The 13,258-nt window shown below is 65.5% G+C and carries 12 protein-coding genes; 7 read left to right on the top strand and 5 right to left on the bottom strand.

Going from position 1 to position 13,258, the window contains the following annotated elements; translation table 11 throughout:
• The first annotated feature begins 155 nt into the window (after nucleotides 1–155).
• On the top strand, nucleotides 156–1,286 hold the full coding sequence (locus tag B5483_RS08435; protein WP_079730060.1) for a DUF3734 domain-containing protein: 1,131 nt from the start codon (nucleotides 156–158) through the stop codon (nucleotides 1,284–1,286).
• Nucleotides 1,287–1,314: 28 nt separating this feature from the next.
• The gene (locus B5483_RS08430; RefSeq protein ID WP_054946671.1) at nucleotides 1,315–2,097 is read left to right on the top strand and encodes a 3-hydroxybutyrate dehydrogenase; all 783 of its coding nucleotides are present in this window, start codon (nucleotides 1,315–1,317) and stop codon (nucleotides 2,095–2,097) included.
• 42 nt (nucleotides 2,098–2,139) lie between these two features.
• Here the strand turns inward: B5483_RS08430 and gltX are convergent, their stop codons facing one another.
• The 4 genes from gltX to B5483_RS23155 all read right to left on the bottom strand — a co-directional run bounded on the left by gltX (nucleotide 2,140) and on the right by B5483_RS23155 (nucleotide 6,682).
• Complete coding sequence (gene gltX, locus B5483_RS08425; RefSeq protein ID WP_079730059.1) at nucleotides 2,140–3,480, bottom strand: glutamate--tRNA ligase; 1,341 nt, start codon at nucleotides 3,478–3,480, stop codon at nucleotides 2,140–2,142.
• 62 nt (nucleotides 3,481–3,542) lie between these two features.
• The gene (locus B5483_RS08420) at nucleotides 3,543–4,541 is read right to left on the bottom strand and encodes a zinc-dependent alcohol dehydrogenase family protein (protein ID WP_079730058.1); all 999 of its coding nucleotides are present in this window, start codon (nucleotides 4,539–4,541) and stop codon (nucleotides 3,543–3,545) included.
• An 84-nt stretch (nucleotides 4,542–4,625) separates the two neighbouring features.
• Nucleotides 4,626–6,329, bottom strand: coding sequence for an NAD+ synthase (locus B5483_RS08415; RefSeq protein ID WP_079730057.1), 1,704 nt, complete (start codon nucleotides 6,327–6,329; stop codon nucleotides 4,626–4,628).
• A gap of 179 nt (nucleotides 6,330–6,508) precedes the next feature.
• Entirely contained in the window at nucleotides 6,509–6,682 is a 174-nt protein-coding gene (locus B5483_RS23155; RefSeq protein WP_176167982.1) for a hypothetical protein, read from the bottom strand.
• A gap of 168 nt (nucleotides 6,683–6,850) precedes the next feature.
• Here B5483_RS23155 and B5483_RS08410 point away from each other — a divergent pair, with 168 nt between their 5' ends.
• From B5483_RS08410 to metH, 5 genes are read left to right on the top strand one after another with little or no spacing between them, the layout of a single operon-like run.
• Nucleotides 6,851–7,852 carry an ArsR/SmtB family transcription factor gene (locus tag B5483_RS08410; protein WP_054946667.1) on the top strand — a complete coding sequence of 334 codons (1,002 nt, stop codon included), beginning with the start codon at nucleotides 6,851–6,853 and terminating at the stop codon, nucleotides 7,850–7,852.
• Nucleotides 7,849–8,751 carry a methylenetetrahydrofolate reductase [NAD(P)H] gene (metF, locus tag B5483_RS08405; RefSeq protein WP_054946666.1) on the top strand — a complete coding sequence of 301 codons (903 nt, stop codon included), beginning with the start codon at nucleotides 7,849–7,851 and terminating at the stop codon, nucleotides 8,749–8,751. Before B5483_RS08410 ends, metF begins: the two co-directional genes overlap by 4 nt.
• Entirely contained in the window at nucleotides 8,751–9,797 is a 1,047-nt protein-coding gene (locus B5483_RS08400; protein ID WP_054946665.1) for a homocysteine S-methyltransferase family protein, read from the top strand. Before metF ends, B5483_RS08400 begins: the two co-directional genes overlap by 1 nt.
• A gap of 19 nt (nucleotides 9,798–9,816) precedes the next feature.
• Complete coding sequence (locus B5483_RS08395; protein ID WP_054946664.1) at nucleotides 9,817–10,353, top strand: GNAT family N-acetyltransferase; 537 nt, start codon at nucleotides 9,817–9,819, stop codon at nucleotides 10,351–10,353.
• Between the two features lie 16 nt (nucleotides 10,354–10,369).
• Nucleotides 10,370–12,973 (top strand): methionine synthase, encoded by a 2,604-nt coding sequence (gene metH, locus B5483_RS08390; protein WP_054946663.1) that lies wholly within the window; start codon nucleotides 10,370–10,372, stop codon nucleotides 12,971–12,973.
• Between the two features lie 92 nt (nucleotides 12,974–13,065).
• On the opposite strand, the gene B5483_RS23150 is transcribed toward metH, so the two are convergent.
• On the bottom strand, nucleotides 13,066–13,227 hold the full coding sequence (locus B5483_RS23150) for a hypothetical protein (RefSeq protein ID WP_156367353.1): 162 nt from the start codon (nucleotides 13,225–13,227) through the stop codon (nucleotides 13,066–13,068).
• Nucleotides 13,228–13,258 lie beyond the last annotated feature (31 nt).

The raw sequence follows: 13,258 nt of genomic DNA, 5'->3' as shown, positions 1-13,258 counted from the left end.
GGCTTATCTCGTTCGAACATGACGGCGGCAAGACGAATGCGCCCAAACCGGTGCCATGATACCGGCCTCGCCGATTCTTTGGGGAGAGGGGTTGCAAGGCGCTGAATGCACCCCCACCTGCTGCAGTGCAACATTCCCATGAGCAGGACCCTGCCATGAATGCCCATATCCACGCGCCCGATGCCGACATGCAAACCGTACTCGTCCTGCAGGGCGGCGGCGCGCTCGGGGCCTACCAGGCCGGCGTTTTCGAAGCGCTTGCCGATCATGGCGCCACGCCGGACTGGATCGCGGGAATCTCGATCGGCGCGATCAATGCCGCGATCATAGCCGGCAATGCTCCCGAAGACCGCCTTCCGCAGCTGCGGCGCTTCTGGGACCTGGTATCCTCGGAACTGCAATTCCATCTGGACGAGCGCATCGGTTTCGCCCGCCGCGCCTTCAACGAGGCTTCGGCCTTCGTTGCCGCGACCATCGGCATTCCCGGCTTCTACAATCCGCGCCTGCTCCCGCCGCTCAACCCGGAATGGCCGGTCGAACTGGGATCGCTGAGCTACTACGACACCGCGCCGTTGCGCGCGACCTTGCTCGAGCTGGTCGATTTCGACCGCATCAATCGCTGTGAAACCCGTTTCAGCGTCGGTGCGGTGAACATGCTCAACGGCAACTTCGCCTATTTCGACAACCGCGAACGCAGGATCGGGCCAGAGCACATCATGGCCAGCGGCGCGCTGCCACCCGGCTTCCCCCCGGTGCAGATCGACGGCGAATGGTACTGGGACGGCGGCCTCGTTTCCAACACGCCGCTGCAATACGTCCTCGACAACCGCAGCCAGTGCGAGATGACCGTGTTCCAGGTGGACCTGTTCAGCTCGCGCGGGGAAGAGCCGCGCACGATGGCCGACGTCGCCCAGCGCGAGAAGGACATCCGCTACTCCAGCCGCACCCGCCTCAACACCGACATGTCACGCCGCCTCCATGCCTTGCGTGCGGCGGCGCATCGGCTGGCAGATCGGCTGCCTGAAGAATTTCGGGACGACCCCGACCTTGCCGCGCTGCTGGCATGCCGACCGGCCGGGCCGGTCGCAGTGATGCACCTGATCAATCGCGGAAAATCCTACGAATCCAATTCGAAGGACTACGAGTTCTCGCGCATGACGGTTAACGAGCACTGGGCAGCGGGCAAGGCCGAAGCGATCCACTCGCTCAAGCATCCCAACTGGACGGGCCGCCGCCTGCGGCCCGACGAAATCATAACGTTCGACCTTGCCAGCGATTGCCGCTGAGCACCCGAACGAGAGCAGGAGCAGGTACATGAAGCTGAAGGACAAGGTCTGCATCGTCACCGGCGCGGCAAGCGGGATCGGCAATGCCATCGCGCACCGCTACGCCTCCGAAGGCGGCAGGGTGGCCATTGCCGACCTCAACATCGATGCGGCCGAGAAGGCAGCCTCCGACATCCGCGAAAAGTTCGGCACCCAGGCCATGGCGGTGGCCATGGACGTGACCAGCGAGGAACAGGTGAACGACGGCGTCGCCAAGGTCGTCGATACCTGGGGCACGGTCGATGTCCTCGTTTCCAATGCCGGCATCCAGATCGTCAATCCGATCGAGGAATTCGCCTTCGCCGACTGGAAGAAGATGCTCGCCATTCACCTCGACGGCGCGTTCCTGACGTCCAAGGCGGTGATCCCGCACATGTACAGGCAGAAGTCCGGCTCGATCATCTTCATGGGCTCGGTCCACTCCAAGGAAGCGAGCCCGCTCAAGTCCGCCTACGTCACCGCCAAGCATGGCCTGCTCGGCCTTTCGCGGGTGATCGCGAAGGAAGGTGGCAAGAAGGGCGTGCGCACCAACGTGATCTGCCCGGGCTTCGTGAAGACCCCGCTGGTCGACAAGCAGATCCCCGAACAGGCCAAGGAACTGGGCATTTCCGAAGAGGAAGTCGTCAGCAAGGTCATGCTCGGCCAAACCGTCGATACCGAGTTCACCACGGTCGAGGACATCGCCGAAGTCGCGCTATTCTTCGCGGCCTTCGAAACCAACGCGCTCACCGGCCAGTCGCTGATCGCCAGCCACGGCTGGTGCATGGAATGAGGGGCTGACGCCCCCTTTCCACCCTATTTCCTCGCGGGGCGCTCAGCCCTGCGAGGCAACCTCCAGACGTTCCAGCGCCGCAGCGCGCCCGATCAGGGGCAGCAGGGCAGCCATGTCCGGGCCATGCTCGCGCCCGGTCAGCGCCTGTCGCAGCGGCAGGAACAGTGCCTTGCCCTTGCGCCCGGTCGCATCCTTGAGCGCGCCGGTCAGCGCCTTCCAGACATCGGCCTGCCACTCCGTCGCCGCCAGCACTTGCGCTGCCTGCGCCAGGTAGGCTCGCGCCTCGTCATCGAGAGCAGGCGCATCGATCGGCCCGGTCACCACCTGCCACCAGTCCGCCGCCTCGCGGACATGCGAGAGATTGGGCCGCACCGCTTCCCAGGCCGCGGCGTCCATGCCAGCCGGCAGACGGTCGGCAACATCGGCAAAAGGCAGGACATGAACTATGGCGGCGTTGACGCGCTCCAGTTCCAACTCGTCGAAACGCGCCGGCGCACGCCCGAAACGGGACAGGTCGAAACCCTCAGCCAGGGCGGCGCCGTCCAGTGCGGGATCGACCGGGTCCGAAGTGCCGAGACGTCCCAGCAGCGCGACGACGGCCTGCGGCTCGATGCCCGCCTCGCGGAAATGCGAAACGCCCAGCGAGCCGAGGCGCTTGGACAGCTTGCCCTCGGTTCCGACCAGCAGTGCCTCGTGCGCGAAACGCGGCGGCGCGGCGCCCAGCGCCTCGAACATCTGCACTTGCGCGGCAGTGTTCGACACATGGTCTTCCCCGCGCAGGATATCGGTCACGCCCATGTCGACATCATCGATGGCCGAGGGCAGCATGTAGAGCCAGGAACCATCGGCACGGCGGATTACCGGGTCCGACATCTGCGCCGGATCGAAGTTCTGCGGGCCGCGGATGCCGTCCACCCACTCGATCGCATGCTCGCGGTCCAGCAGGAAGCGCCAGTGCGGCATCTCGCCCGCAGCGATCTTCGCCGCCTTCTCTTCTTCGCCAAGGTTCAGCGCTGCCCGGTCATAGATCGGCGGCAGTCCCCGGCCGAGCAGGACCTTGCGCTTGAGTTCAAGCTCCTGCGGACTTTCCCAGCAGGGATAGACGCGGCCCGCGGCCTTGAGCCGTTCGAACTCACGCTCATACAGTTCGAAGCGGGCGGACTGGCGCTCCTCGCCTTCGGGATGAATGCCCAGCCAGGCAAGGTCCGCGCGAATCGCCTCGACGTATTCCTCGCGGCTGCGTGCGGCGTCGGTATCGTCGATACGCAGCACGAACCGCCCCTCCGCCTGCTTGGCGAGCAACCAGTTGTGCAGCGCCGTGCGGATATTGCCGACATGCAGGTGCCCTGTGGGCGAAGGAGCGAAGCGCGTTGTTACGGTCATGGCCGCTGCGATTACGGCGCGCAGTGCGCGGCGTCAAAGGGACAGTTCGCCCCGGCCTTGGATCACCCGCCAGTCGGCAGGAGAACCGCCGCGCCCTGGACTTCGCCCGCCCGCAGCGCCTCCAGCGCCGCTGCGGCCTGATCGAGCGGGAATGTCTGGGTGGCGATCCGAAGATCGGCGCGCTGCGCGACTTCGAAGAAACTCGTGCCGTCCTCCCGGGTCAGGTTGGCTACGGAGAGGACGTGCCGCTCGCCCCACAGGTCTGCGTAAGGGAATGAGGGGATGTCGCTCATGTGGATGCCCGCGCAAACGACCCGCCCGCCCTTGCGCACGGCCCTGAGTGCGAGCGGCACCAGTCCGCCCACCGGCGCAAAAATCAGCGCTGCATCGAGTTCTTCGGGCGGCGGATCGCTGGAGCCTCCGGCCCAAGTGCAACCCAGCGAGAGGGCAAAGGCCTGACCTTCCCGGTCGCCGTCGCGGGTGAAGGCATGAACGCGCCTCCCCTGCCAGACCGCAATCTGCGCGAGGATGTGCGCCGCCGCACCGAAGCCGTAGAGCCCCAACACCGGGGCATCGCCGGCAAGGCGCAAGGCCCGCCAGCCGATCAGCCCCGCGCACAGAAGCGGGGCAGCCTCGACATCGGAAAACCGCTCGGGCAGCGCGAAGCAAAAATGGGCATCGGCGGTGACGTGCGTGGCATAGCCGCCATCGCGTGTGGCTCCGGTGAATTGAGGGCGGTCGCACAGGTTCTCCTGCCCCTCGCGGCAATAGCGGCATGTCCCGCAGCTGTGGCCCAACCAGGGAATGCCGACCCGCTCCCCGACGGAGAAGCCCGACACGCCCTCTCCCAACGCCACGATTCGCCCGACGATCTCGTGTCCGGGAATCACCGGATAGTGCGCCGCCACTTCGCCATCGAGAACGTGCAGGTCGGTGCGGCACACGCCGCAGGCGGCGATCTTCACCAGCACTTCGCCGGGGCCGGGCTGGGGAACCGAACGCTCGATCCGGTGCGGCGCCTTGCCCGGGCCGTCGATCTGCATGGCCGTCATCTTGTCCATGGCCGCTCCCGCCCTGCTCCTCGCGGTGGATGGAACGGTCAGTCTAGGACCAAAGGCCGCAAAGCTGAAGCACCGGTGGCCCCGTCAGGTCGACGAACTGCGCGAGGTGCCCAGCGGCGCATCGCTGACCTCTCCGCCGCTGCGGAAGGCATGGGTGATCGGATAGCGCCGGTCACGGCCGAAATTGCGCGCCGTGAGCTTTACCCCCGGAGGAGCCTGGCGGCGCTTGTACTCGGCCAGGTGCAGCAGCCGCTCGACATGTTCGACGGTTGCACGGTCGAAGCCCTCGGCAACCACCTGCTCCACGCTCTTGTCGTGTTCAACGAGGCCGAGGAGGATCGGATCGAGCACATCGTAAGGCGGAAGGCTGTCCGAATCGCGCTGGTTGTCCCGCAGCTCGGCGGTCGGTGCCTTGGTGAGGATGCGCTCGGGAATGACAGTGCCTTCCGGTCCGAGGCCAATGCGCGGCACGTGCCGGTTGCGCCAGCGCGAGATCGCGAAGACGGTCGTCTTGTAGGCGTCCTTCAGCGGGTTGTAGCCCCCCGCCATGTCGCCGTAGATCGTCGCATAGCCGACGCTCATCTCGCTCTTGTTGCCGGTGGTCATCAACATCGGCCCGAACTTGTTGGACAGGGCCATGAGCGCGGTGCCGCGCACCCGCGACTGCAGGTTCTCTTCCGCCAATCCGCGATTCGTCCCGTCAAATACCTCGCCCAGCATCGAATCGAAACCGTCCACGGCCGAGCCGATCGGCATGACCGTGTACCGGATGCCCAGCGCCTTGGCGCAGGCCGCGGCATCGTCGAGGCTTGCCTGGCTGGTGAAGCGCGAAGGCATCATCACCCCCCAGACCCGTTCCGCCCCCAGGGCATCGACGGCGATCGCAGCGCAGGCCGCCGAATCGATCCCGCCTGACAGGCCGAGAACGACGCCGGGGAAACCGTTGCGGTTCACATAGTCGCGCAGCGCCAGGACCATGGCACAATAGATGTCCTCCGGATGCTCGGCGAGGGTTTCCAACTGCCCGCGATCGCAACGCCAGCCCTGCGCCGTCTTGGTCCAGTTGGTCTGGACGACCTGCTCCTCCCAGTCGCGCAACTGGACGGCAAGGCCGCCATCGCCGTTGACCACGAAGCTCGCCCCGTCGAAGGCCAGTTCGTCCTGCCCGCCGACGCGGTTGAGATAGGCGAGCGGCAGGCCGGTATCGACCGCGCGGCGCTTGGCCACGCCCTCGATGCGCAGCGCGTCCTTGTTGATCTCGTAAGGGCTGCCGTTGATGCAGATGAAGATCTCGGCGCCGAAATCGGCCAGGTGGCGGCAGACTTCGGGACGCCAGATATCCTCGCAGATCGGCACGCCGATCATCGTGCCGCGCAGGATGATCGGTTCGGGAAGCGGTCCGGGCTGGAACAGCCGCATCTCGTCGAAAGTGCCGTAGTTGGGCAGCTCGTGCTTGAGGCGAACGGCCGCGACCTTGCCCTGGTCGAGCAGAGCAACCGCATTGTGCAGCGCACCATCGAGGACGATGGCAGTGCCGACCAGCATTGCCGGACCGGCCGAAGCGCTGGCCTTGGCAAGCGTCTGGAGTTCGGCCGCGGCCCGTTCGATCAGCGAAGGCTTGAGAATGAGGTCCTCTGGCGGATAGCCCACGAGGTGCAGTTCGGGGAAGACGATCAGGTCCGACCCGGCGGCCTGCTTGCGCGCCGCCAATACGCCTTCGGCGTTGCCCGGGATATCCCCCACCGACTGGTTGAGCTGCGCGAGGGTGATCTTCAGCGTATCGGGCATAGGTCAAGTGATGCCCGCGCCTCAGATGTCATGCAAGTAAAACGCAAATAAAAAACCCTCCCGGATGGGAGGGCTTTTCCCCGTCCGAAGACGGGATCTTCCGTTGACCCCACAGGATGCAGACGGAAGGCAACTGGGGGTCGGCGAGCCGAATGGCTGGCGCCGAACCCCCGGCCGGATTACATCGCTTCGGTAGCTTCCTCGGAGGGAGCGTCCGTCGCGTCGCCGGTCATCATTTCACCGGGAACGGTTTCAACCGACTCGGTACCTTCGTCGGTCGGAGCTTCCGAACCGCAAGCTGCGAGAGCCAGAGCGGTAGCCGACGCGAACACGGCGTAAGCAATCTTCTTCATGCGAATCCCCTTGCATTGTTTGGCGCAGGCGCCAACGCTTGCAGGCAAGCCTGCAGCGCCATTCTTTAGACGAGGTTATGGTGCAACGCAAATAGGAAGTAGAGGGGGCAAAACCCGCTGAAATCCTAGGGGTTGCGTACATATAAAGATATCTTTATATGCTTTTCCATGCGGATCGACCCTCTCTTGCGGGCTCTTTCGGAGCCGACGCGCCTGCGCATCATGCGTCTTCTGGCGCATATGGAGCTTGCCGTCGGCGAGCTTGCCCAGGTGCTCGGACAGAGCCAGCCGAGGGTCTCTCGCCATATCCGAATCCTGTGCGATGCCGGCCTTGCCGAACGCCGCAAGGAAGGCAGCTGGGTCTTCCTGCGCAGCGCCGTGAGCGAAAACTGCACCCCGCCGCTCGGTGCCGCCGCGGCCCGTCTTCTTGCCATCGCCGAGCGCGACGATGCGGCCTTTTCTGCGCGCTGCGCCGAGGATCGCCGCCGCCTCGCCGCGATTCGCGCCGCGCGTGAAGCCAGTGCGGAAGCCTACTTCGCCCGTCATGCGCAGGAATGGGATACGCTGCGCCAGCTCCACGGTGCGGACGAACCGGTGGAAGCGGCGCTGCTCGGCAAGCTCGACGGCGAGAAGGCCGGCAAGCTGCTCGACATCGGCACCGGCACAGGACGCATGGCAGAGCTTCTCGCCGACCGTGCCAGCCACGTGACCGCGCTCGACAAGAGTCCGGAGATGTTGCGAATTGCGCGCGCCCGCTTGCAATCTTTGCCATCGGACAAGCTCGATCTGGTGCAGGGGGACTTTACCGCCCTGCCTTTCGCCGACGCAGCATTCGATACCGTGCTGTTCCACCAGGTGCTGCACTATGCGCAGGAACCGGGGGCCGTGCTGGCCGAAGCCGCGCGGGTTACCCGCGCGGGCGGGCGCATCGCCGTCGTCGATCTCGCCGCGCATGAGCGCGAGGAGTTGCGTGAGCGCCACGCCCACGCCCGACTCGGCTTCTCGGACGAGCAGATGCTCGGCCTTCTCACCGATGCGGGCTTCGCGCCCGAATCGCCCGCGGCTCTGCCGGGGGATCCTCTCACCGTGAAAATCTGGACCGGACGCCGCAACTCAGGCACGGCGCCCGAAAACCAGGACAATGCTCAAGGAAAGGCCGCGCGCCCATGACCGCCGCAATCCGACCGGCTGATGCCCCCCTGTTCGGGGTGCAGCCGGGCGACATCTCCGTCTCCTTCGAATTCTTTCCGCCCAAGACGGAGAAGATGGAGACGCAGCTTTGGGAAGCGATCACCCAGCTTGCCCCTCTCAGTCCGAGCTTCGTCTCGGTCACATACGGCGCGGGCGGTTCCACCCGTGAACGCACCCATGCCACGGTTTCGCGAATCATCCGCGAGACCGACCTCGTACCCGCCGCCCACCTCACCTGCGTTGCGGCAAGCAAGGCCCAGATCGACGAGATCGTCGACCGCTACTGGGAAGCGGGTGTGCGCCATATCGTCGCCCTGCGCGGCGATCCGCCGCCAGCCGACGGAGGCAGGTTCGTGCCTCACCCGGAAGGCTACGCCAGCGCCGCCGATCTGGTGGCCGGGATCAAGGCGCGACACGGCTTCGACATCTCGGTCGCCGCCTATCCGGAAATCCACCCCGACGCGACGAGCGCCGAGGCGGACCTCGACAATCTCAAGCGCAAGCTGGACGCAGGTGCCTCGCGCGCGATCACGCAGTTCTTCTTCTCGACCGATGCCTATTTCCGCTTCCTCGACAAGGCGCTGGCGGCCGGGATCACCGCGCCGATCCTGCCCGGCATCATGCCGGTGACCAGTTTCTCGGCGATCCGCCGCATGTCGGGCAACACCGAGATCCCCGCCTGGCTCGAAGCCATGTTCGAGGGACTCGACGATCGCCCCGGCCCACGCGCCCTCGTCGCCGCGGTCGCCGCTGCCGACTTGTGCAAGCGCCTTTATGACGGTGGCGTGCGCGACTTTCACTTCTATACTCTCAACCGCGCCGAGCAGGCTTACGCGATCTGTCAGCTTCTCGGCCTGCGCCCCAAGGAGATCGGCTGATGTCGGCTCGCGAAACCTTCCTCGCCGAGGCTGCCAAGCGCATCCTCATTACCGATGGCGCCTTCGGCACCGAAATCCAGAACTGGAAGCTCGCCGAAGCGGACTACGCCGGTAACCTGGGCCTGAGCCATGAGCAGAAGGGCAACAACGACATCCTTGCGCTGAGCAAGCCCGAGGTGCCCGAGGCGATCCACCGCGCCTACTTCGAGGCCGGCGCTGACATTGCCGAGACCAACACCTTCTCGGCCAACCGCATCAGCCAAGCCGACTACGGCGCCGAGCACCTCGTGCGCGAGATCAACGTCGAATCGGCCCGTCTCGCCCGCAAGGTCGCCGACGAGTTCCAGGCCAAGGACGGACGCCCTCGTTTCGTGGCCGGCGCCATCGGCCCGACCAACAAGACCCTGTCGCTCAGCCCCGACGTCAACGACCCGGGATACCGCGAGATCGACTGGGACACGCTGGTCGACGTCTACAAGGAACAGGCCGCCGCGCTCGTCGAGGGCGGTGCGGACTTCATCCTCATCGAGACGGTATTCGATACGCTCAATGCCAAGGCCGGCATCATGGCGGTCAAGCAGCTCGAGGCAGAACTGGGCCGCGAAGTGCCGATCATGCTGTCGATGACGCTGACCGACCTTTCAGGCCGCAACCTTTCCGGCCACACGGTAGAGGCCTTCTGGCACGCGGTACGCCATGCCAGGCCGATCACGATCGGGCTCAACTGCTCGTTCGGCGCCACCCAGCTGCGCCCGCACGTCAAGACGCTGTCTGAAATCGCCGATACGCTGATCATGATCTATCCCAACGCGGGCCTGCCCAACGAACTGGGCGCCTACGACGAAATGCCCGACACGACTGCGGGCTTTGTCGGCGAGTGGGCCGTCGCGGGCCAGGTCAACGTGCTGGGCGGCTGCTGCGGCTCCACCCCGGACCATATCGCGGCAATCGCCCGGCAGGTGACGGGCGTGGCCCCGCGCAAGGTTCCCTCGCTGGAACCGGTGACGCGCCTCGCCGGTCTCGAACCCTTCATCATGGCAGCTTGAGGAAGCAGGAACGCAGGCGATGGACGACATTCCCATCTGGCGCATCCGACAGGCAGGTCCCGAAGACGCGGAGGCCCTCTCCCTCGTCGGTTCGGCAACTTTTCTCGAGAGCTTCGCCGGTGTCGTCGACGGCAGCGGGATCATCGCCCACTGCGTGCACCAGCACAGCGCCGAGACCTATCGCGCCTATCTTGCCAAGGGCGCCAAGGCCTGGCTTGCGGAAGTCGAACCGGGCCACGCGCCGGTCGGCTATGCCATGGTATGCGCACCGGAACTGGAACTGGCGCATGCCGGCGATCTCGAACTCAAGCGCATCTACATGCTCTCGCGCTACCAGGGCACGGTTCTTGCCAGCGCCCTGATGCAGGCGGTCGTCGCCGCGGCATCGGGCCATGCACGACTCCTGCTCGGCGTTAAGGAAGACAACCGCCGCGCCCTTTCGTTCTATGCCAAGCACGGCTTCGAGACGATCGGCACCCGCCGCTTCGATGTCGGCGGCAAGACTTATGACGACTTCGTACTGGCGCGTGTGCTCACGCCCGCTCCGGCACAGTGATTCAACGAGAAAAACAATGACCGCGACACCTTCATCTGCCCGTTTCGTCAATGTCGGCGAGCGCACCAACGTCACCGGATCGGCGAAGTTCAAGAAGCTGATCATGGCCGGCGACTATCCCGCCGCCGTCGAAGTCGCGCGCCAGCAGGTCGAGAACGGCGCGCAGGTCATCGACGTCAACATGGACGAGGGCCTGCTCGACGCCGTCGAGGCGATGACCACATACCTCAAGCTGATCGCCGCCGAGCCCGACATCGCGCGCGTGCCGGTGATGATCGACAGCTCGAAGTGGGAGGTGATCGAGGCTGGCCTCAAGTGCGTCTCGGGCAAGCCGATCGTCAACTCGATCAGCATGAAGGAAGGCGAGGCCCAGTTTCTCGAACAGGCACGCAAGTGCATGACCTATGGCGCCGCCGTGGTGGTCATGGCCTTCGACGAGACCGGCCAGGCCGACACCAAGGAGCGCAAGGTCGAGATCTGCAAGCGCGCCTACAAGCTGCTGACCGGCATCGGCTTCCCGCCCGAGGACATCATCTTCGATCCCAACGTCTTCGCCGTCGCCACCGGCATCGAGGAGCATGACCGCTACGCGCTCGACTTCATCGAAGCGGTGAAGGAAATCCGCGAAGCCTGCCCGCACGTCCATTTTTCGGGCGGCCTGTCGAACCTCTCGTTCAGCTTCCGCGGCAACGAGACGGTGCGCCGGGCGATGCACTCGGTCTTCCTTTACTATGCGATCCCGGCCGGGCTCGACATGGCGATCGTCAATGCCGGCCAGCTCGACGTCTACGACCAGATCGACCCGGTGCTGCGCGAAGCCTGCGAAGACGTGATCCTGATGCGCCGCGAGGATGCGACCGAGCGCCTCATCGAACTGGCCGAGAGCTTCAAGGGCCAGGACAAGGCCGCCGAAAAGGCCGCCGAGGAATGGCGCGGCTGGGAAGTGACCAAGCGGCTGGAGCATGCGCTGGTAAAGGGCATCGACGCCTATGTCGTCGAGGATACCGAGGAAGCGCGCCAGGCCGCGGCCGACCGGGGCGGACGGCCGATCGAGGTGATCGAGGGCCCGTTGATGGACGGCATGAACGTCGTGGGCGACCTGTTCGGCTCGGGCAAGATGTTCCTGCCGCAGGTGGTCAAGTCCGCGCGCGTCATGAAGAAGGCCGTCGCCCACCTCATCCCCTTCATCGAGGCGGAAAAGGAAGCAGGCGCCAAGGCCAAGGGCCGCATCATCATGGCCACCGTCAAGGGCGACGTCCATGACATCGGCAAGAACATCGTCGGCGTCGTCCTGCAGTGCAACGGCTACGAAGTGATCGACCTTGGCGTCATGGTTCCCTGGTCGAAGATCCTCGAAAGCGCGAACGAGAACGATGCGGACATCATCGGCCTTTCCGGCCTCATCACCCCCTCACTCGACGAGATGGTGACCGTGGCCGAGGAAATGCAGCGCGCGAAGATGAACATTCCGCTGCTGATAGGCGGCGCGACCACCAGCAAGGTCCACACCGCACTGCGCATCGACCCGGCCTACGAAGGCCCGGTGATCCACGTGCTCGACGCCAGCCGCGCAGTCGGCGTCGCCTCGCAGCTGCTGTCGGACACGCAGGCCGAAGGCTTCAAGTCCTCGGTCGCGATCGACTACCAGAAGGTGCGCGAGGCGCGCGAGGGCAAGGGCCAGTCGGACCTCCTGCCGCTGGCCGATGCCCGCGAGAATGCCTTCAAGCCCGCCTTCGCCGACAAGGCCCCCGCGCCGGTGCAGCCCGGGCTGCACGTGTTCGGGGAATGGGACCTTGCCGACCTTGTCGAGACGTTCGACTGGACGCCCTTCTTCCGCGCTTGGGAACTGGCCGGCACCTACCCGGCGATCCTCGAGGACGAAGTGGTGGGCGAAAGCGCCCGCAACCTCTTTGCCGATGCCAAGGCGATGCTGGAAAAGATCGTCAGCGAGAAGTGGCTGACGGCAAAGGGCGTCTGCGCCTTCTGGCCCGCTCACCGCGAAGGCGATGACGTTCTGCTGGAAGACGGCACACGCCTGCCTTTCCTGCGCCAGCAGTTCAAGAAGTCGCGCAGCCGGGCAAACTTCTGCCTTGCCGACTTCGTCGACACGCAGGACGACTGGCTCGGCGGCTTCGCGGTCGGCATCCACGGCATCGAACCGCACCTTGCGCGCTTCCAGGCGGCGCACGACGACTATTCGGACATCCTGCTCAAGGCGCTGGCCGACCGCTTCGCCGAAGCCTTTGCCGAACGCCTGCACAGCCACGTGCGCACCACCTTGTGGGGCTATGCGCCTGATGAGCAGTTCACCAATGAAGCGCTGATCCGCGAGGAATATCGAGGCATCCGCCCGGCTCCCGGCTACCCGGCCTGCCCGGACCACTCGCTCAAGCCGATCCTTTTCGACCTGCTCAAGGCGCAGGACAACGCCGGGATCACGCTGACCGAAAGCCAGGCAATGCTGCCCACCGCCGCAGTTTCGGGATTCTACTTCGCGCACCCGGAAAGCCAGTACTTCGGAGTCGCGCGCATCGGCCGCGACCAGCTGGAGGACTACGCCGGGCGGCGCGGGGTGGAACTGGCGACCGCCGAACGCTGGCTGCGTCCCAACCTCGACTGACGTCCCTGCGTTCAGGAACCCAAAGGGCCCGCAATTTAACGGGTTCCGGGCTGCCCCCGCGCCCGGAACCCGTCCCCCCACGACAGACTGGCTTAGCGGCCGGCCTGACCCGGTCGGTGGCCGGGAACGGGAAAACGACCGGTCGCGGCGGTCCAGCGCGGCATGCCTGCCGGGACCGGGGCCAGGGCGCCCTGAGTAGCCATGCGGACTGCCCCGCCGATCATTCCGAAAATCTTTCCTGCAGTCGGTTCCATGTGCTTGATCCCTCGCATGTGCAGCCCGCTT

This window comes from Novosphingobium mathurense (genome assembly GCF_900168325.1).
Classification (GTDB): Bacteria; Pseudomonadota; Alphaproteobacteria; order Sphingomonadales; family Sphingomonadaceae; genus Novosphingobium; species Novosphingobium mathurense.
This window is presented reverse-complemented; position numbering and strand designations above follow the sequence as displayed.